This window comes from Saccharomonospora sp. (assembly GCF_027317685.1).
Taxonomy (GTDB): Bacteria; Actinomycetota; Actinomycetes; order Mycobacteriales; family Pseudonocardiaceae; genus Saccharomonospora.
Genome location: NZ_DAHVQP010000057.1, coordinates 70,324 through 88,627 on the forward strand (window position 1 = coordinate 70,324; position 18,304 = coordinate 88,627).

Consider the following 18,304-nt stretch of genomic DNA (forward strand, 5'->3'; position numbering starts at 1 on the left):
GCATGCTGTTACGTCCGCCCGGTGTGTACCGACCACAGGACGACACCGGCCTGTTGGGCGAAGCACTGGCCGGCGTGACGTTACCGCCGGGTTCCAGAGTGTTGGACGTCGGAACGGGCACTGGGGCACTCGCCGTGGCCGCGGTGCGGTCCGGCGCGGCCGATGTCACCGCTGTGGACGTGTCTCGGCGTGCGCTCGCGGCGGCGTGGCTCAACGCGCGTGTGCGGCGACTTCCCGTGCGAGTGCGCAGGACCGATGTGTCCACGGTGCTTCCGAAAGGTCCGTTCGATCTCGTGCTCGCCAACCCGCCGTACGTGCCGTGGCCGGGCGGTGCTCGTTCGTCCAGCCGCTGGGACGCGGGCCCCGACGGGCGCGCGGTCATCGATCCGCTGTGCGTGGCCGTGCCACGGCTGTTGTCCGAACGGGGAAGTTTCCTGCTCGTACAGTCATCGTTGTCCGGTGTGGGACGGACGCTGACGGCCCTGAAGGAGACCGAACTGCGAACCTCGATCGTGGCGCGCAAGAGGATCCCGTTCGGCCCGGTGTTGCGTGAGCGTGTGGACTACCTGGAACAGCGAGGACTGATCTCCGGTGGGCAGCGCGAGGAAGAGCTGGTGGTGATCCGTGCCGACCGAACCGACCGGACCCGTTCGTAGGGGCCGGGAGCCACGCCGGGTCACCGTCGTACCGGGCGGTCCCGTGCTCATCGAGGGGCCGGTGGAGTTGGACTGCGGGGACGGACGCACTGTTGTCTCCGACCGTTTCCTGGTCGCGGTGTGCGCCTGCCGGCGCAGCAAGAACTATCCCTTCTGCGACGCCAGCCATCGTCAGCCATCGTCGTAAGAAACGGTAGGTCCCGGCCGGTTCACCCTCGTCCCGGGCCGTTTCGTCTCCGCAGCGCCCGGCGACTCGGGAAAACAGCCCGGGGTGACTCACCCCGGGCCGGTGTGGCCGCCTGTCGTCACCCGTCGTTCAGGGAGCGGCGCAGGGCACTCCTGTTCTTGCGCCAGTGCTTCAGCGTGTGCTCGGCGAGGTGTGACTCCACCAGTTCGGTGGCCTGGATCCCGAACACGATGTCGGCGGCGAGGTGTGGTTCGCGGGCCAGCAGGTCACCGATCACCTCCCGACGCAGCACCTGTTCGTGTACCGCGTCGGCCTCCACGTGCTCGGTGTAGAAGAACCGGCACGCTTCCGGGGCCTCCAGGCGATCGAGGGCCTTCACCATGCGTTGGGCGCTGGGCGCGGTGGTGATCTCGGCCGCCGCGAAGTGCCCCACCAGAGCTCCTCTCAGGCTCCGGTGCAACCCGAACAACGACATCAGGTTCACAGTGGCGAACGCCTGCGGCGGTACGTGTTCGATGTAGCCCAGGTAGTCGGACCGCAGCCCCGCGGCCTCCAGCAGATCGGCGTAGAGGCGGGAATGCATGCGTTCGTAACGGCCGCCCCCGAACTCGTCGAACTCTACGGCCACCAGCGCCGCCTTGGCCTGCCCGTACAGCCGGGGGATGGCCCATGCGTGCGGGTCGGCCTCCTTGAGGTGGTAGATCGACCGCATCGCCAGGAACTCGCGCATCTGCAGCCAGGTGCCCTCGTCGCGGAGCCAGTGGGTCAGTCCCTCACCGTGCACCGGTTCGACGAGGAGATCGTCGAGAGCGGACTCGACGTCGTCGTCCCGTCCGCCTCCGGGAACGTCCTCGCGCAAAGCGGTCAGAAACCGCTGCTCCAACGCTGTGCGCAGGCGCAACAGGTCGGGATGCCATTCCCAGTCGGGGTCGACGTCGGTGAACCCTCGGTAATGCAGCTCGTAGCAGATCTGCAGGGTGAGGTGCAGATCGTCACCGTACGGTTCGGCTTGCCCGGCGTCGACGGGCAAGCGTGGTCGCGAGTCGGGCTTTCCCCTAAGGGCCGTCACGACGGCCGCCGACAGCGGCCCCCGGGGCAGCGGCAGCGGCGCCACCTGTGCCGACTCGGCCACCTGTGTCTCGGTTGCCTGTGCCTCGGCCCCCTCGGCGCGGGGCTTGCTCACGGTAGTCACGCGCATGGATTACCCGACACCGCGGCCCGGTACACCGAAACGGGCTACGCCCGACCTCTCTGCCGTCTCCCTCACCCGCTTCTTGTGCGCTGGGGGAGCGGACGGCTTTCCGGCCTTTTTCAGAACCAGCAGCCGATCCACCACGAGGGAGTGCACTCTTCCTCTTCCTCTTCCTCTTCCTCTTCCTCGTCTTCGTCGTCTTCGTCATCGGGCGGCGGGGTGGTGGTCGGTGATGGAGTGGGCGACTCGGACGGAACCGGGGAGCTCGGGGAAGTCGTCGGCGAGGAGGTGACGTCGGGGTCGTCCCCGGAGTCGTCGTCCGAGCCGTCACCCGGGCCGTGGTCGCCGTCGTCCGAGCCGCCGCCGGGGAAGTCGTCCCCGACCTCGGGGTCGCCTCCGGTGGTCAGCGTATCGTCGACGGGCACGTCGGTGACCACCGCACTGCTGTCGGTCGTGCTCGTGGTGGTCTCGACCACGCCGGTGGTGGGAGTGGGATAGAGCGACGTCTGGCTGGGATCGATGACGACCACGGCGTCGTTGTAGTCGTCGGCGCGATCGTCGTCGGTGTCCGGCGCGAGGTTCACCGCGACAGCCGCGACACCACAGCCGACGACGACGGCGCCCATCACCGCGAGCACACGCATCCGCGACCGTGGCCCCGGTGGGACACGGTCGTTCCAGTCGTCGTCGGAGAGCCGTGTCACCGACACATCGTTGTCCACGCGAAAGCCCCTTCGGACCGAGGGTCAGCCGAGCTGAGCTGTCTTACCGTAGATCATCAAGTGGCAGGATCACTGCCCGGTATTGTGACCGATTCGACGCGTAGTGTGGCAGAATTACGCGATTCACACGGCCATGGTCACGGTGAGCAACTGAGCCAGTCACGGACAGCATTCAGCTTTCGGGTCGTCGTCCGGTATGTCCACTGTGTCTTTTGAAGTGCCTGTCGAGGCGACTTCTCGGGAGCGCTCCGCATTTCCCGTCTCGCGGGAATCGCCGCTGGTGAGAGTGCCGAAGAGAAGTGTCCTAAAGAGACTGCTGTGTCGATCCCGGAGAGTGGGGCCGGCCGGATGGACTCCGGTACCGTTCCCGGACAGTCCACAAGGGAAAGTGATTGAGCGGGCCCACGCAGCGGAACGCGGCACATCGAAGAACGTGAACGGTCTGTGGCGAACGTCGTTTCGCCGTACCGGGGGACGGGTAATCCAGCCGTGGAGGTGAACGCCATGGCAACGACCGTCGAACGACTGCGCGCGGCGCTGTCGGAGGCCGACTTCCCCGCCGAGAAGAACGAGCTCGTGCGCTATGCCGAGCGCTCCGGTGCGGACAACGACACCGTGCGCGAGTTGAACGCCATCCCGGCCGAGACGTACGGCAACCTCACCGAAGTCGAAAGGGCGGTGTCATTCGAGTCGCCGGAGACCGAGCGGGAACGGGCGCAGCGGCGACGTGGTCACGACAAACCCGGACTGGCCGAACAGTCGAAGGATGTCGCCGAACATCCCATCGTCTCCGAACTCGGTGAGAACCGCGGTAGTTGAACTTTTCCTCCGCCCCGCGCCGTTTGCCCGGTCGGGGGCGGGGTAGCTGTGTAGAGCGCGAGGATCTCGACGAGAGTAAGGCGATCATGGAGATTTCCGGCAGCGGCGACGTGAACGACTCTCCGGCACAGTTGGCCGCCCTGGCCGAAGACGCCGCGCGGGCTCTGTCACTGCGAACCTCCGACCCGATGGACGGTGACATCCTCGCCAGTCCCGGCGAGATGTATGAGGTACTGGGGTCGTTGAAGCTCCTTGTTGACCACCTTGCGAGGTGTCTGCCGGAGCTGGCGACATGGCTCGAACAGTGTCTGTGGGCCGGTCGCATCGGCAGCCGCGATCCCTGGGACTACGGCGAGATCGTTGAATCGATCTTCGAGGTGACCTCCGCCCTGGCTCGGGCGCGCCGGGTGAGTTGCACGCTGGGGCGGGAGCTCCACACCGCCCAGACGGCCAGCAGCGACCTCGTCGTGAGCGAATGAGAGGCGTGTCGCAGGGGCGGCCACGTCGCCGCATCCTGCGTCCCGGCTTCAGGTGCGACCCGTCGGCTCGCCGCCTTGTGCGTCGGCACGCCTTCCGGCACGTCACTCACATTCGATTTTTCGAGCCGTGATCTCTATGGCGTTCCGTGGCCGCGGCCGACCTCGGTCACCGCGTCACGCCCCCCGGGGGGTGACGCGCTTCGGCGATGACTCCCCGCGTTCCTTCCGCGCACTCCGCGCGGTGTCCACGGACTCCTCGGGTCGCCGAGGTTCCGGCGCGTAGGCCGCGTTCGTCTCCCGCTGCTGTTCGATCGCCTCGATCAGCTCGCTGAAGCTCATGTGTGCCACGAACGGGATACCGACGTCGTGAGCTTCCTCGGTCAGCTCCGCCATCGTCTTGTCATACCTGTCCGTGCCCTTGGCATTCTTTGCCGGCATATCTTCCTCCGTGTCTGCGACTACTCCTTTCGGGTATCCGGCAATAAGGGCTCTTAATCCATTCGGTCCTGCGGGAGGAGTCATATGAGACCGACATTCACGCTCGGCAGGATCTCCGGCGTCCGGATCGGCGTCCACTGGAGTGTGCTCGGCATCCTGGTGATCCTCGTTGTGGCTCTCGGCTTTCGTAGCTGGCCGGTGCTCGTACCCGGATATTCGGCCGCCACCTACGTCCTGACGGCGCTCGGCGCGGCCGTGCTGTTCCTCGTCTCCCTGCTCGCCCACGAACTCGCCCATGCCGTGGTGGCCCGACGCCAGGGCATCGAGGTGCAGGACATCACGCTGTGGTTGCTCGGTGGCGTGGCGTCGTTACGCAGCGAGGCCCGAACCCCCGGCGCCGACCTGCGCATCGCAGCCGCCGGGCCGTTGACCAGTGTGCTCGCCGCCGCTGTGTTCGGCGCGCTGGCGTGGTTGTTCGTCGCCGTGGACGCCACGACACTGGTGGTGCTGCTCTTCGTCTATCTCGCCGTGTTCAACATAGTGATCGCCGTGTTCAACCTCATCCCGGCCGCGCCCTTGGATGGCGGGCGCATCCTGCGCGCAGGGCTGTGGGCGTGGAAAGGGGACCGAGCCCGAGCGGCGGTCTGGAGCGCCCGCGCAGGACAGGGCTTCGGCGTCTTCCTGATCCTGGCGGGGGTGTGGCAGTTGTTGTTCGTCGGCACGGGCAACGGACTGTGGTGGGTCCTGATCGGGCTCTTCATCGTCGCCGTCGCCAGCGCGGAGGAACAGCAAGCCCGGGTGGGCAGCACCCTCGCGGACGCGCGGGTGTCCGAGGTGATGACGCCCGATCCCGACACCACCGACGCCACCCTGTCTGTGCAGGACTTCCTGCACGACGTGGTGCTCACACGGCGGCATGCCGCGTTCCCCGTCGTGGACGCCGACGGCCGTGTGGAAGGTCTGGTGACACTCAACCGGATGCGGTCGGTGCCGACCGGTGAACGTGAGACCATGACGGTCCGGGAGATCATCAGCCCACTCGAAGAGGTGCCGACCACGCAGCCCGACGCGCCGCTGACCGACCTGCTTCCCGAACTGGGCAACGCGCCGGACGGCCGTGCGCTCGTGTTCGACGGTGACAAGCTGGTGGGCATCGTCACGCCCACCGACGTCAGTCGCGCCGTGACACTGCGCGGCCTGTTGAACGGCGACGGCCGGGCGTCCCCGTGGGTCTCCGGATCGGCCGGATGACGGCCACGGACACGGGCAGGCGATGGACCTATGGACGGCTAGGGGCAGGCTAGGGACAGGCTAGGGACAGGCTAGGGACGCTGCCCGACACCGGTGGCGAGCTCGTGGATCCTGCCGCCCTCCACGGACGGCGCCAGGGGAGGAGTGTCCTGGCCCGCGTGTTCGCGCAGGCCCACGAGGAACTCGGTGAGAGCCTCGGCCGCCGAGTAGCGGGGTTCCCACCCGAGCTCGGTGCGGGCTCGGGTGGTGTCCATCAACGGCAGGCGCACCACGGCGTCGAACAGGTCGGGGGAGGCCGGAACGAGCCGCAGCCGCCAGGCCACCGCCACCGCCGCGCGCAGCAACGACACCGGCGTGGGGATCGGACGTGCGCCCAACAGGTCGGCGAGCAGCGCGCCGTCCACGGTCTCCTGGGCCGCCACGTTGAACGCACCGCGTGCGTCACCGACCGCCGCGAGCCGGAACGCCTCCCCGACGTCGGTCGAGTGCACCACCTGGGCTCGCAGCTTCCGCGAGTTCGGGACCACGGGGATCACCCCCGGCCGCACGAGGCCGGTGGGAAGGAACGGGCCGGCGAACAGTCTGCGCTGCTGCGAGGCCGACTCTCGTTTGAAGACGAACCCGGGCCGCAGACGCACCACTCGGATGTCTTCGTGTTCGGCCTCGAACGCGTCCAGCGTCCGCTCCAGGTAGGCCTTCTCGCGCGTGTACGCCGCTTTGGGCCAGCCGTGGGTGGGCCATTCCTCGGACACGGCACGGTCCTTCGGACCCGGTGAATACGCCCCGACCGACGACGAGTACACCAGGGCGGGCACGGAGCACCGCGCCACGGCGTCGAACACCCGCAGACTGCCGAGCACGTTCGTCCGCCACGTCGTGGCCGGATCGCGAGTCGGCTGGAACAACCAGGCCAGATGCACGACCGCGTCGGCACCCTCGAACAGGGCGTCCAGCTCGGAATCCTCGGCTTTACCGAGGTCCAGCCTCTCGATCCTCAACTTGGGCCGCGACCACGTCGGACTCCGGCGGGCCACGCCCACGATCGACTCGACACGGGGATCGGCACCGAGCGCTTCCACCACGCTGGTGCCGATATTGCCGGTGGCCCCCGTGACGACGACGCGCAGACCGGTCACCGCTTCTCTCCCGCACGGTCGTTCACCAGCATGGAGAGCCGGTCGAGCGCCTCCTCGATCTTGCGGTCGACTTCCTCGCTGTACTCGCCACCCAGCGTCTCCGGTTGGTCGCCCGAGAACGACACGTGCAGGGTGGCCAGGGTGCTGTCGCCCTTCGCACCGTGAGGTTCGGCCTGCAGCCAGCCTTCGTAACCGGTGTCCGTGCCGCCCCACTGCAACCGCAGACGTTCGCGGTCGGTGTCGACGTAGCCGTATTCGTCGCGGACCTCGCTGCCGCTGGACACCCATGCGTGCAGGGTGCCGTCGCCCGTGTGCTCCACGTCGACGCCCTCCGGCGTCCAGCTTTCCAACGACGACATGGAGGACGCGATGTCGAAGACGACCTCGGGCTTGGCGTCGATGACGCGGGTCTGTTCGAAATCAGTCATGCGCTGGGCATACCCACGTCCGTTCGCCTATATCGCTTCCCGCGGTGATGTCTTTGTGTCCCCGCGGTCAGGTCAAGCCCCGAAGGCACAGCGCCGGGGGACGGGTTCCCCTGATGCTCGCCACCATGTCCACGACCTGCCGGGTCCGACGTACTTCATGGGCACGGAACACCGCCGCGCCCTCCCAGGCCGCGACGGCCGTGGCGGCGAGTGTGCCGTCGACGCGGTCGTGCAGTTCGGCACCGAGGGTCTCGCCGACGAAATCCTTGTTGGACAGGGCGAGCAGCACCGGCCACGGGGTCGAGGTGAGCTCACGGATGCGGCGCAGCAGTTCCAAGCCGTGCCACGTGTTCTTGCCGAAATCGTGGGTGGGGTCGATGAGGATGCCGCCTCGGGGCACACCCAGCGCGGCGAGGTGCTCGGCGCGTCCGGTGATCTCCTCGGCGACCGCGGCCACCACGTCGGTGTAGGACACGCGGTGCGGCAGCGTGCGAGGCGAGGCCCCACCGGTGTGGGAACACACGTATCCCGCACCGAACTCGGCGGCGACCTCGGCCAACGCGGGGTCGGCCGATTGCCACGTGTCGTTGAGGATGTCGGCGCCCTCTTCGCACACCGACCTGCCGACCTCCGCTCGCCACGTGTCCACGCTGATGAGCAGGTCGGGATACCGTTCGCGCACGGCGGTGACCACGGGGGTGACTCGGCGTATCTCCTCGGCGACCGACACCTCCGAGCCGGGACCGGCCTTCACCCCGCCGATGTCCACGATGTCCGCGCCGTCGGCGACAGCGGCGTCCACGGCTCGTAGTGCGGCGTCGAGGCCGTAGGTGGAGCCACGGTCGTAGAACGAGTCCGGAGTCCGGTTGACGATCGCCATGACAAGCGCCCGGTTCCGCTCCACCACGCGCCCACGACAATGCAGGGTGACCACGACGTGACCCTAACCCCACCGGCGTGTCCGCAGCCTGTGAACCCGTGTCCGCAGGTTGTGTAGCCGTGTCCTCGGCCTGCGCATATCTCGCCGCCGTCCGCGGCACACGGCGAAGACAGGAAGACAGAAGGCACCGGACGATCTCGGGCACCGGGGCGGGTCAGATCCAGCCTTCCTCCCAAGCCCGGCGAGCTGCTTCGTAACGGGTGGACACACCGAGTTTGCTCATGGCCGACGACAGATAGTTACGCACGGTCCCCGGTGCGAGGTGCGCCTGCTCCGCGATCGCGCCGACGGTGCTGCCCGTATGCGCGTACCGCAGCAGTTCCAGCTCGCGCTCGGTGAGCGGACAGCTCGTGGCCGTCAGTGCGGAGGCCGCGATCTCCGGGTCGACGTAGCGTTTGCCCGCGTGCACGTCCCGCAGGATCTCCGCCAGCCGGCTCGCCGCCGTGGTCTTGGGCACGAACCCGCGGACACCCGTGGCCAGAGCCCGCTTCAGCACGCCCGGCCGCGCGTGGCGGGTGACGATCACGACGGGGATGTCCTGTTCGGCGCGAACCCGGCTCGCTGCGTCGAGACCGTCGGAGTTCGGCATCTCCAGATCGAACACCGCCAGGTCGGGTCGGGTGCGCCGTACGAGCTCCACCGCGGCATCGCCGTCACCGGCCTGGCCGACGACCTCGATGTCGTCCTCCAGGTCGAGCAGGGTCGCCAGCGCGCCACGGATCAGATCCTCGTCGTCGGCCAGCACGATGCGGATCAGCGCGATCACCTCCGCGTGGGGGCGTGTCCGCCCAATTCGAACGTCGCGTCGTCACCGGCACCGACCACACGGGCGTACACGTCTCCGCCGAGTGCGGTGAATCGTTCTCGCAGGCTTTCGATGCCGCTGCCCGGCCGTGTCTCCTGAGGTGTGATGCCGTCGTTAACCAACCGTACGTGGGCTGTCTCGCCGTCGGTTCTCAGCGTCAGTTCGCAGCGGGTGGCCTGGCTGTGCCGGAGGATGTTGGTGGTGCCCTCGCGCACGAGCGCGCCGAACAACGACTGCAGTGGCGGCGGCACGGTGTGGGACTCGCCGCGCACCTCGGCGTCGATGCCCGCGGCTCCGAGGATGTCGACGGCATTGGTGATCTCGGTCTTCAGGGTGGTGCCGCGGTACCCGTGCACGACCCGGCGCGTGTCGGTGAGCGCTGTGCGTGCGAGTTCGGTCAGTTCGGAGGCCTGTGTTCTCGCCGCGTCGTTGTCACGTCCGATGAGCCGTTCGGCCAGCTCCCCTTTGAGCATGATCGCCTGCAGATGGTGACCCTGGATGTCGTGGAGGTCGGCGGCGAACCGGAGGCGTTCCCGTGTCACGGCCAGCTCCTCGGCCATCGTCCGGGACCGGTCGAGCTCCAACACCGTGTCCCAGAACCACACCTGCGTGACATCCAGCAGTATCAGGGCCACCACGAACGCCACCGAGAGGCCCGCCAGAACCCACGTGACTCGTGGTTCGAGGGCGGGTTGGCGCCACGGTGCCGCCGCCAGGCACGCCACGCCCGTGCAGGTGGCCATCGCCAGTGTCGCCCACATCCGGCGACCGGTGGGCGTGTTCAGCACCACTCCGCCCGCCACGATGCTGGGCAGGAAACACCACCACAGCGGGTCGATCTGCAGGGTCACGCTGTATCCCCAGGTGAGGACCGCGACCGCGAACGTCACTACGTGTTCGACGGTCGGTCCCGTGGAGGATTCCCGCTTGCGGAGAGCGCGGTTGACGAACCGCACCCGCTGAGCGACGGCGACCACCGCGGACGCGATCAGAGCCAGCGTGGTGGCGAGGTCGATGTCGTCGTCCACGGCTATCTGCAGCGCGGGTATCACGGCGAGATAGCTCAGGAACACGAGTGAGAACCAAGTGTAGTTCCGCATTCGCCGCATTCGGGTGGCGCTGGGGCCGGGCGTCTCTTCGCTCACGGTCGTGAGGATAACGGCGAATACGCTATGACAGATATCATCATTTCCCGCTGTATTTCTCATGTAGACCGTTGACGTCTGCTTCTACCTGAGCTTTTCGTCTCCCGGCATGCTGGAAGGTATGACGGAAGTGGTGGTCGACGCGCAGCGACTCCGGTGTGCCTACGGCGATTTCGTGGCCGTGCGCGACGTGAGTTTCTCGGTGCGTCGAGGAGAGTTGTTCGCTTTGTTGGGCACCAACGGGGCGGGCAAGACGACGACTATGGAGACGTTGGAGGGGCACCGAGCTCCCACGGAGGGGACCGTGCGGGTGCTCGGCCACGACCCTTTCGCAGACAGGGCGCTGGTCCACGGTCGCTGCGGGATCATGTTGCAGTCGAGTGGTTTCGCCGGTGACCTGACGGTGCGTGAGACCGCGCTGCTGTGGAGCCGGGTCGTCACCCGTAAGTCCTCAGTGGATGAACAGTTGGAGCGACTCGGCCTCGCGCACCGGACGGATGTGAAGGTCAAGCAGCTGTCCGGGGGAGAGCGGCGCAGACTGGACCTCGTGCTGGCCACGCTCGGGAAACCCGAGCTGCTGTTCCTCGACGAACCCACCACCGGACTGGATCCCGAGTCGCGGCAGGCGACGTGGGACCTGGTGGGGGAACTGCTCGCCGACGGCACCACCGTCGTTCTCACCACGCACTACCTGGAGGAGGCCGAACGGCTCGCCCACCGGCTGGCGATCATGCACGAGGGACGGATCGCCGTCGCGGGCAGCCTGGCCGACGTCCTCAGCCGCTATCGGGCCCGCATCGACTTCCGGGTGAGCGCGTGGAACGGTGAGCGACCGGCGACCCTACCGGCCCTTCCCGACCTCACCGGCGAGGTGGACCCCGATCGGCTCGCCGAGGGACGTGTGCAGATCGACACCAGCGACCTGCAAAAAGACTTGGAGACGGTGTTGGGCTGGGCCAGGACGCACGCCCTCAAATTGCACAGCCTCAGTGCTCGTCACGCGTCGTTGGACGAGGTGTTCCGCGACGTCGTCGAGTCCACCCAACCCGCGGAGGTGGTCGTATGACCATGCGTTTCTGGTCGGCGATCGCGGCGACGGAGCTGCGGCTTCTGTTCCGGAACACCACGGTCGCGGTGTCGGCCCTGTTGATGCCGCTGGTGATCGCGGTGATGTTCCTGGTGTCGGGGCTACAGGACACCCCCTCGGCGGGATGGGGCTTTCCCGCCGCGTTGATGCTATTGACGGTGTTCGGGATGTCCGGCTGCATCACCGCCGCCGGCACGCTCACCTACCGACGGGACGAGCTCTACCTGAAGCGGCTCCGGTGTTCCCAGGCGTCCGATCCGACGATTCTCGCGGGCGTGGTCACCCCCGTGGCGGCGGTGACTCTCGTCCAGGGTGTGCTGATGTTGGTCATCATCGCCGTGGGTGCGTCGTCCGTGCCCGCGAATCCGCTCCTGCTTCTGGCGGTGATCGTCCTCGGCACGGTGATGAGTGTCGGGCTGGGGGTGGCCACCACCGGATTCGCGTCGTCGGGGGAGCAGGCCCAGACCGTGGCCACGCCGGTGTTCTTCGTGCTCATCGGAACCGCCATCTGGGCGGGGATGAACCTCGCGGACGGCCTTGACCTCGTGCACCAGTTGACCCCGGGGGGAGCTGTGGTGCAGCTGGCTTGGCTGTCCTACAACTCCGGAACGTCCTTCTCCGAAGCGTTGACCGAAGCGCTGCCCGCGCTCGGTGGGATGGTCGCGTGGGCGATCGTCGGCGTGGCGGCGGCGCGGCGGTACTTCCGCTGGGAGCCGAGGGCTTGAGTCTCCCGCCGAGAACCGCCTTCGGCGCGGGCCTCGGTGTGACGTGAAGGTCGACGGCGGCACGTCGACGGACAGGGTCGTCACGGTGGCCGCGGGTTCGCCGTTCGGTGTTCCCGCGGCCACGGCGCGCTCAGCGGCGTTTGAGCCCCACTCCCGCGACTGCGCGTGAGCGTGCGGGGTTCCCGGTGAAGGGGGAGTCGGGGCGCCACTGCGGCAGCCACACCAGGCCCGGTTCGACCAGTTCGAAGTCGCCGAAGAACTCGGCGATCTCGGCCCGACCGCGTAGACCGTTCTCGCCTTTCACCGCCGTCTTGGTGCGGTAGTCGTCGCCTATCTTGCCGAAGGCGTCCTGGGCCTGTTCGTCGTCGGTTTCCAGGCAGGCGTGGGAGAGCACGAGTTGGCTGCCGGGCGGCAACTGTTCCCGGTAGAACGCCAGCGGCTTCTCGGGTTCCTGTTCGACGGGCATCAGGTGTAGCAACGCCACCGTCAATAGGCAGATCGGTTCCCGCGGGTCGATCCCTTCGGCCAACACGCGTTCCCACAGCCGGGGGCCGTCGAAGAAGTCACCGGCCAGTGCCCGGTGGCGTTCCGGGTCGGCGGTGTCCTTCAACAGGATCTCGGAGTGGGCATGCGCTACCGGTTCGTTGTCGATGTAGACGACGCGGGACTCGCCCGGAGCCACCTGGTCGGCGACCTCGTGCACGCTGCCCTGCGTGGGCAGGCCACTGCCGATGTCGACGAACTGACGGACGCCGCTTTCCACCGCGAACCTCACCGCGCGGCGTAGAAACGCCCTGTTCTCGCGCACGGCTTCCCGGATCTCGGGGGCCAGGGCCAACTGTCGCTCGGCGAACTCGCGGTCGATGGCGTAGTTGTTGGTGCCGCCGAGCCAGTAGTCGTAGATGCGTCCCGAACTCGGGCGGCTCAGATCGAGTTTAAGAGGTGTTTCGTCATGTGGCACGCGGCGAGCCTAGCGGAACCCGGGTGTTCGCTGCGTCCACCGACCTCGCTGGTCGGCGACGGCGATGACCGGTCGGACCGGGTCCTTGCGCGTGTTCGCGGGAAGACATTGCGGAAGACGGCGGCTTGACAAACCGCAGCAGGAGTGTTGGCCGCCATCTACCGCGCACGGCCGAAGAAGCAGCCACAAAGGAGAAGGAAGTTTTCGCCCGGGCTCCGACGAAAGGGACGTTCGCGGGTGGACTATTCGCCGGAACGCCCACGATGGAAGCGGACGTGGAGGTCGTGCACCTGTTCGGCCAGGGAGGGCACCGGACCCTCCACCACGACACCGGGCGCGATGTCGGCGATCGGCAGCGGACGCACCAAAGGGGCGGGCGCGCCCAGCTCCTCCAACCACGCCGACAGCTGTGCGGAGGAGGACACGTAGACGATGCGGCCGAGCTCCACCCACGCGTGAGCGGCTGCACACATGGGGCAGTGTTCACCCGAGGTGTAGACGGTGGCGCGTCGCCTCTCCTCGACGGTCATGGTGGTGGTCGACCAGCGGGCGAGTTCGAATTCCGGGTGCCGGGTGCGGTCGCCGCCCGCGGTCCGGTTGCGGTCCTCGGCACGGATGACACCGTCGGCGTCGACCAGGACCGAACCGAACGGCTCATCGCCCGCGGCCAACGCCTCGGCGGCCAGTACGACACAGCGCTGCAGGTAGGGAAGTTCCCGCTTCTCGATCACGGTTCCATTCTCCCACGAACATCCCTCACAGTGGCCCCAGCACATCTTTGGGCTCAGCGTCGAGTACGAGCGCGTCCTGACCGTGCCGAGCGGTCCTGACGACGGGGGCACCGTCAGGCCGGTGAGACCCGAACAGCACCCCCGGTCTTCTACCTCCCCGGGCAGGCGGCGGTCGACCCGCGTACCACCAGCTCCGGCTGGAACAGGTATTCCTCGGCGGGCGGCTCGGCGCCCGCGATCTCGTCCAACAGCATGCGCACCGCCGCCGTCGCCATCGCGCTCACCTGCTGCTGGATCGTGGTCAGCGGCGGGTCGGTGAAGGCGATGAGCGGCGAGTCGTCGTAGCCGACGACGGAGAAGTCCCTCGGCACCTCCAGGCCGCGCCTGCGGGCCACCCGGATCGCGCCGAGCGCCATCAGGTCGCTGCCGCACACCACCGCCGTGCACCCCTGTTCCAGCAGGGTCCACGCGGCGGAGTGTCCACCCTCCACGGAGAACAACGTGTGCACGATCAGCCGGTCGACGGCCTCCTCGCCGCCGAGCACGGGTGCCATGAGCCGCCGGAACTGCTCGGTCTTGCGCTGCACGGGCACGAACCGCTTCGGACCCACGGCCAGCCCGATGCGTTCGTGTCCGAGCTCCCGCAGATGCGTGATGGCCAGTTCCACGGCAGCGCCGTCGTCGTCGGAGAAGAACGGTGCCTTCACGTCGGGTGCGTAGCCGTTGAGGAACACCACCGGGACACCACTGTCGATGAGCCGTCGGTATCGGCTGTGGTCGGCGGTGGTGTCCGCGTGCAGACCGGACACGAACACGATGCCCGACACTCCCCGCGCGGTGAGTGTCTCGATGAACTCGTCCTCCGTGGCCCCGCCCGGTGCTTGGGTGCACAGCACCGACCGATACCCGCGCATCACCAGTGTCCGGTCGATCACCTGCGCGAACGCGGGGAAGATCGGGTTGTCGAGCTCGGGGATGATGAGGCCGATGAGGCCCGCGCTGTGCTGCCGTGCGCGCGGAGGTCGTTCGTAGCCGAGCTGGTCCATCGCCGCGAGCACGGACTGCCGGGTGGCCGCCGCGACCCCCGGCTTGCCGTTCAGCACGCGGCTCACGGTCGCCTCGCTGACGTTCGCCAGCTCGGCGATGTCAGCGAGGCGAATACCGTCGAGGGCGTGTTTAACCATCCACGTCTCCGCTCCACCACACAGCACTGTTCGGCGGCAGCGTCACCGTGTCCCCGGCGGAATCGAGTTCCGAGCTCGGGCAGCTGGCCAGTCGCACGGACCCGGGACGGTCCATCGTCACCGGTGACGAGGAGAGGTTCACCGTGCAGACGAACGTCTCTCCCCTGTGGAAGGCCAGTACCCCCTCCGGCGCGTCACGCCACGTGAATTCCTCCGCCGGGAGATCGCGTCGCTGCCGCAGTGCCTCACGGTACAACGACAGGATGGACTCCGGATCGTCCTGTTGCACTTCGACGGTGAGCGAACCCCAGTCGGCAGGCTGCGGCAGCCACGCCGGGCCACCGAAGCCGAACGGCGGTTCCGTACCGGACCACGGAAGCGGCACGCGACAGCCGTCCCGCCCGCGATCGGTGTGCCCCGAACGTTTCCACGTCGGGTCGGCCAACACCTCCTCGGGCAGGTCCGTGACCTCGGGCAGGCCCAGCTCCTCGCCTTGGTACACGTAGACCGAACCGGGCAGGGACAGGGTGAGCAGGGCCGCCGCGCGTGCCCGGCGCAGGCCGAGCTCACCACCGCCGTAGCGGGTGACGTGTCGCTGTACGTCGTGATTGGATAGCACCCACGTCGAAGGCGCGTTCACTCCGGACACCGCTTCGAGTGATTCGTCGATCACCTTGCGGAACGTTGACGCCGACCAGTCCGCTTCGAGGAAGTGGAAGTTGAACGCCTGGTGCAGCTCGTCCGGCCGGAGGTACCGCGCGAGCCGTTCGGCGTTGGGCACCCACGCCTCGGCCACACCGATGCGTTCATCGGGGTAGGAGTCCAGGATCCTGCGCCATTCCCGGTAGATCTCGTGCACGCCGTCCTGGTCGAAGTACGGCAGTTGACGGGTGGTGAGCAGTTTGGCTTGGCCGGTGCAGGCGGCGTCCGGTAGACCATCGGCCTTCACCATGCCGTGCGCGACGTCGATGCGGAACCCGTCGACCCCACGGTCGAGCCAGAACCGCAGAATGCTGTCGAACTCCTCACGAACCTCGGGATTCTGCCAGTTCAGGTCAGGCTGCGCGGAGTCGAACAGGTGCAGGTACCACTGGCCGTCGGGAACCTGCGTCCACGCGGGACCACCGAAGATCGACTCCCAGTCGTTGGGCGGACCGCCGTCTCGGCCGTCCCGGAAGATGTACCTCTCCCGTGCGGGGGAGCCCGGTTCCGCCGCCAACGCCTCGACGAACCACGGGTGCTTCGACGACGTGTGGTTGGGCACGACGTCGACGATCACCCGCAGACCGCGCTCGTGTGCCTCGTCGATCAGCGCCTCGGCGTCGGAGAGCTCGCCGAAGATCGGGTCGACGTCGCGGTAGTCGGCCACGTCGTAGCCGCCGTCGGCCATCGGAGAGGTGTAGAACGGCGTCAACCACACCGCGTCCACGCCGAGGTCGACGAGGTAGTCCAGTTTCGCGCGCACGCCCGGCAGGTCGCCGATACCGTCGCCGTTCGCGTCGGCGAAGCTGCGCACGTACACCTGGTAGATGGCCGCGGTTCGCCACCACTCGTTGCTCATGATTTCCTTTCAGCTCTTGACGCCGCCCGCCGTGAGACCGGCGACGAGATGGCGTTGGACGAGGAAGAACACGACCGCCGACGGGACCATGACCAGCACGGAACCCGCGGTGAGTAGTCCCCACTCGGCTTTGAAGTCACTGACGAACGTCGCCATGCCCACCGGCAGTGTGTAGTTGCCCTGGCTCTGCATGAACACACCGGCGAAGGCCACCTCGCCCCACGCGGTGATGAACGAGTAGAAGACCGTCACGGCGATGCCGGGTTTGGCCAGCGGCACGATGAGCCGCCAGAACGTGCCGAACGGGCTCAACCCATCGACCCGGCCCGCCTCGTCGATCGAGATCGGGATGGTGTCGAAGTACCCCTTGAGCATCCACGCGCAGTAGGGCACCGCCACCGTGGAACAGGCCAGGGCCAGGCCGCCGTACGAGTCGAGCAGGCCGAGATCGGACAGTACGTTGTACAGCGGCACGATCAGCACGGCCGCCGGGAACATCTGGGTGATGAGGAACGACCACATCAGCGGTCGCTTTCCCGGAAACCGCATACGGGACGCCGCATAGCCGGCGGTGGCCGCGATGAGGACGGCGAACACCGTGGTGGCCCCGGCGACGATGAGCGAGTTGGCGAACCAGGTCAAAAACTCCGTTTCGCCGAGCACCTGGGCGTAGTTGTCGAAGCCGAGCGAGCCGACCTCGCCGGGCTGGGTCCAGGTGTTGCGATCGGTTTTCAGCGAGGTCAGCGTCACCCACGCCACCGGGAACACGGCCACCACACTGGCCAGGACGAGGGTGGTGTGCAGGGCCGTGGACGACAGCAGACTGCGCCGGTTCCTTCCGCCCCGTACCTGTTGGGTCATGACGGCACCTCACTCGCTTGTCGGTCCAGCCATTGCCGGTAGCAGAAGGCGAACACGACGAGCATCGACGCGATGATGGCGCCGTAGGTCGCCGCGCCCGCGTAGTCCCTGATGCCCTGGAACGCCCGCTCGTACGCTTCGGTGACGAGGATGTTCGTCGCCCCGCCCGGGCCTCCGCCGGTGAGCATCGCGATGACGGGGAACTGGTTGAACGTCCAGATGGTGCCGAGCAGGATCACGGTCCCGGACACCGGGCGCAGGCCGGGCAGTGTCACGGCACGGAACCGCTGCCACGGTGACGCACCGTCCACTTCGGCTGCTTCGTACAACTCCTTCGGCACGGTTTGCAGACCACCGAGCAGCGCCACCATCATGAATGGCACGCCGAGCCAGACGTTGACCATGATCACCGAGATCTTGGCGGCCAGCGGTTCGCCCAACCAGTTCACGCTGTCGAAGCCCAGCGTGTTCAGCACGGCGTTCAACACTCCACCGTCGTTGTTGAGGATCAATCGCCACGCGAACGCGGCGACGAAGGGCGGCACCGCCCAGGGCAGGATCAACAGCATCCGATAGACGGAGCGGCCCCGCAACGCGCGGTTGAGCAGCAAAGCCAGCCCGAGGCCCAGGGAATAGTGCAGGACCACGCACGTGACCGTCCACACCAGAGTCCACAGCAGCCGTGGATAGAACGCTCCCTCTTCGCCCGACAGGACGGCGAAGTAGTTGTCGAGGCCGACGAATTCGTAGGTGGCCTCGACCTCGTTGGCGCCGATGGTGCGTGCGCTGTTCATCTCGTTCGCGTTGGTCAGGGACAGGTAGACGCCCTGGACCAACGGATACAGGACCAGTACAGCCAGGACGAGCACCACCGGGGTCACCATCGCCCACGCGTACCAGTGTTTGCTCGCGGCGTCGCGCAACCGCCTACGGGGCGGCGCCGGCTGTGGCGCCGCCCCGACAGGGGGACGAACCGTGGTAGTCGTCATGACTCGT

The 18,304-nt window shown here is 67.6% G+C and carries 21 protein-coding genes; 7 read left to right on the forward strand and 14 right to left on the reverse strand.

Translation table 11 applies throughout. The features are described 5' to 3' along the window. The first annotated feature begins 2 nt into the window (after positions 1-2). Positions 3-656 (forward strand): HemK2/MTQ2 family protein methyltransferase, encoded by a 654-nt coding sequence (locus M7H19_RS07225; RefSeq protein ID WP_298178571.1) that lies wholly within the window; start codon positions 3-5, stop codon positions 654-656. Next, positions 625-843 carry a CDGSH iron-sulfur domain-containing protein gene (locus tag M7H19_RS07230; protein WP_298178573.1) on the forward strand — a complete coding sequence of 73 codons (219 nt, stop codon included), beginning with the start codon at positions 625-627 and terminating at the stop codon, positions 841-843. Before M7H19_RS07225 ends, M7H19_RS07230 begins: the two co-directional genes overlap by 32 nt. A gap of 118 nt (positions 844-961) precedes the next feature. Here the strand turns inward: M7H19_RS07230 and M7H19_RS07235 are convergent, their stop codons facing one another. Then, a complete protein-coding gene (locus M7H19_RS07235) occupies positions 962-1,975 on the reverse strand; it encodes an iron-containing redox enzyme family protein (RefSeq protein WP_298178640.1) in 1,014 nt (337 codons plus the stop codon). Positions 1,976-2,154: 179 nt separating this feature from the next. Then, a complete protein-coding gene (locus M7H19_RS07240; RefSeq protein ID WP_298178576.1) occupies positions 2,155-2,757 on the reverse strand; it encodes a hypothetical protein in 603 nt (200 codons plus the stop codon). A gap of 504 nt (positions 2,758-3,261) precedes the next feature. On the opposite strand from M7H19_RS07240, the gene M7H19_RS07245 reads away from it, so the two are divergent. Together M7H19_RS07245 and M7H19_RS07250 are read left to right on the forward strand one after the other, a co-directional pair. Further along, complete coding sequence (locus M7H19_RS07245; RefSeq protein ID WP_298178580.1) at positions 3,262-3,576, forward strand: DUF2795 domain-containing protein; 315 nt, start codon at positions 3,262-3,264, stop codon at positions 3,574-3,576. Positions 3,577-3,662: 86 nt separating this feature from the next. Then, positions 3,663-4,055, forward strand: a complete 393-nt coding sequence (locus tag M7H19_RS07250; RefSeq protein WP_298178584.1) for a hypothetical protein — start codon at positions 3,663-3,665, stop codon at positions 4,053-4,055. Positions 4,056-4,229: 174 nt separating this feature from the next. Here M7H19_RS07250 and M7H19_RS07255 read toward each other — a convergent pair whose 3' ends face one another. Continuing rightward, on the reverse strand, positions 4,230-4,493 hold the full coding sequence (locus tag M7H19_RS07255) for a Rho termination factor (RefSeq protein ID WP_298178586.1): 264 nt from the start codon (positions 4,491-4,493) through the stop codon (positions 4,230-4,232). A gap of 84 nt (positions 4,494-4,577) precedes the next feature. Here M7H19_RS07255 and M7H19_RS07260 point away from each other — a divergent pair, with 84 nt between their 5' ends. After that, entirely contained in the window at positions 4,578-5,744 is a 1,167-nt protein-coding gene (locus tag M7H19_RS07260) for a site-2 protease family protein (protein WP_298178588.1), read from the forward strand. Between the two features lie 71 nt (positions 5,745-5,815). Here M7H19_RS07260 and M7H19_RS07265 read toward each other — a convergent pair whose 3' ends face one another. The 5 genes from M7H19_RS07265 to M7H19_RS07285 form a co-directional block, all read right to left on the reverse strand. Continuing rightward, entirely contained in the window at positions 5,816-6,871 is a 1,056-nt protein-coding gene (locus M7H19_RS07265) for an NAD-dependent epimerase/dehydratase family protein (RefSeq protein ID WP_298178643.1), read from the reverse strand. Positions 6,872-6,876: 5 nt separating this feature from the next. Continuing rightward, the gene (locus tag M7H19_RS07270) at positions 6,877-7,308 is read right to left on the reverse strand and encodes an SRPBCC family protein (protein WP_298178591.1); all 432 of its coding nucleotides are present in this window, start codon (positions 7,306-7,308) and stop codon (positions 6,877-6,879) included. 67 nt (positions 7,309-7,375) lie between these two features. Further along, positions 7,376-8,242, reverse strand: a complete 867-nt coding sequence (gene folP, locus M7H19_RS07275) for a dihydropteroate synthase (RefSeq protein ID WP_298178594.1) — start codon at positions 8,240-8,242, stop codon at positions 7,376-7,378. Positions 8,243-8,402: 160 nt separating this feature from the next. Then, the gene (locus M7H19_RS07280; protein ID WP_298178597.1) at positions 8,403-9,014 is read right to left on the reverse strand and encodes a response regulator transcription factor; all 612 of its coding nucleotides are present in this window, start codon (positions 9,012-9,014) and stop codon (positions 8,403-8,405) included. Continuing rightward, positions 9,011-10,198: a histidine kinase gene (locus M7H19_RS07285; RefSeq protein WP_298178600.1), complete on the reverse strand. Its 1,188-nt coding sequence runs from the start codon at positions 10,196-10,198 to the stop codon at positions 9,011-9,013. The genes M7H19_RS07280 and M7H19_RS07285 overlap by 4 nt, the downstream gene beginning before the upstream one ends. Before the next feature lie 121 nt (positions 10,199-10,319). Between M7H19_RS07285 and M7H19_RS07290 the strand changes: the two genes are divergently transcribed. Beyond that, on the forward strand, positions 10,320-11,264 hold the full coding sequence (locus M7H19_RS07290; RefSeq protein WP_298178602.1) for an ABC transporter ATP-binding protein: 945 nt from the start codon (positions 10,320-10,322) through the stop codon (positions 11,262-11,264). Next, positions 11,261-12,010: an ABC transporter permease gene (locus M7H19_RS07295; RefSeq protein ID WP_298178605.1), complete on the forward strand. Its 750-nt coding sequence runs from the start codon at positions 11,261-11,263 to the stop codon at positions 12,008-12,010. The genes M7H19_RS07290 and M7H19_RS07295 overlap by 4 nt, the downstream gene beginning before the upstream one ends. A 130-nt stretch (positions 12,011-12,140) precedes the next feature. On the opposite strand, the gene M7H19_RS07300 is transcribed toward M7H19_RS07295, so the two are convergent. The 6 genes from M7H19_RS07300 to M7H19_RS07325 form a co-directional block, all read right to left on the reverse strand. Continuing rightward, the gene (locus M7H19_RS07300; protein WP_298178608.1) at positions 12,141-12,971 is read right to left on the reverse strand and encodes an SAM-dependent methyltransferase; all 831 of its coding nucleotides are present in this window, start codon (positions 12,969-12,971) and stop codon (positions 12,141-12,143) included. 242 nt (positions 12,972-13,213) lie between these two features. After that, entirely contained in the window at positions 13,214-13,702 is a 489-nt protein-coding gene (locus tag M7H19_RS07305; RefSeq protein ID WP_298178612.1) for a nucleoside deaminase, read from the reverse strand. A gap of 149 nt (positions 13,703-13,851) precedes the next feature. Next, the gene (locus tag M7H19_RS07310) at positions 13,852-14,886 is read right to left on the reverse strand and encodes a LacI family DNA-binding transcriptional regulator (protein ID WP_298178614.1); all 1,035 of its coding nucleotides are present in this window, start codon (positions 14,884-14,886) and stop codon (positions 13,852-13,854) included. After that, complete coding sequence (locus M7H19_RS07315) at positions 14,879-16,447, reverse strand: glycoside hydrolase family 13 protein (RefSeq protein ID WP_298178617.1); 1,569 nt, start codon at positions 16,445-16,447, stop codon at positions 14,879-14,881. The genes M7H19_RS07310 and M7H19_RS07315 overlap by 8 nt, the downstream gene beginning before the upstream one ends. 9 nt (positions 16,448-16,456) lie before the next feature. Further along, entirely contained in the window at positions 16,457-17,308 is an 852-nt protein-coding gene (locus M7H19_RS07320) for a sugar ABC transporter permease (protein WP_298178620.1), read from the reverse strand. Further along, positions 17,305-18,297, reverse strand: coding sequence for a sugar ABC transporter permease (locus M7H19_RS07325; RefSeq protein WP_298178647.1), 993 nt, complete (start codon positions 18,295-18,297; stop codon positions 17,305-17,307). Before M7H19_RS07325 ends, M7H19_RS07320 begins: the two co-directional genes overlap by 4 nt. Positions 18,298-18,304: the final 7 nt, after the last annotated feature.

Bases quoted from the DNA above. Each gene is read 5' to 3' on its own strand.
- M7H19_RS07225 (WP_298178571.1), top strand. From the start codon at position 3: ATGCTGTTACGTCCGCCCGGTGTGTACCGACCACAGGACGACACCGGC.
- M7H19_RS07245 (WP_298178580.1), top strand. From the start codon at position 3,262: ATGGCAACGACCGTCGAACGACTGCGCGCGGCGCTGTCGGAGGCCGAC.
- M7H19_RS07250 (WP_298178584.1), top strand. From the start codon at position 3,663: ATGGAGATTTCCGGCAGCGGCGACGTGAACGACTCTCCGGCACAGTTG.
- M7H19_RS07255 (WP_298178586.1), bottom strand. From the start codon at position 4,493: ATGCCGGCAAAGAATGCCAAGGGCACGGACAGGTATGACAAGACGATG.
- M7H19_RS07260 (WP_298178588.1), top strand. From the start codon at position 4,578: ATGAGACCGACATTCACGCTCGGCAGGATCTCCGGCGTCCGGATCGGC.
- M7H19_RS07270 (WP_298178591.1), bottom strand. From the start codon at position 7,308: ATGACTGATTTCGAACAGACCCGCGTCATCGACGCCAAGCCCGAGGTC.
- M7H19_RS07290 (WP_298178602.1), top strand. From the start codon at position 10,320: ATGACGGAAGTGGTGGTCGACGCGCAGCGACTCCGGTGTGCCTACGGC.
- M7H19_RS07295 (WP_298178605.1), top strand. From the start codon at position 11,261: ATGACCATGCGTTTCTGGTCGGCGATCGCGGCGACGGAGCTGCGGCTT.
- M7H19_RS07310 (WP_298178614.1), bottom strand. From the start codon at position 14,886: ATGGTTAAACACGCCCTCGACGGTATTCGCCTCGCTGACATCGCCGAG.
- M7H19_RS07315 (WP_298178617.1), bottom strand. From the start codon at position 16,447: ATGAGCAACGAGTGGTGGCGAACCGCGGCCATCTACCAGGTGTACGTG.
- M7H19_RS07320 (WP_298178620.1), bottom strand. From the start codon at position 17,308: ATGACCCAACAGGTACGGGGCGGAAGGAACCGGCGCAGTCTGCTGTCG.
- M7H19_RS07325 (WP_298178647.1), bottom strand. From the start codon at position 18,297: ATGACGACTACCACGGTTCGTCCCCCTGTCGGGGCGGCGCCACAGCCG.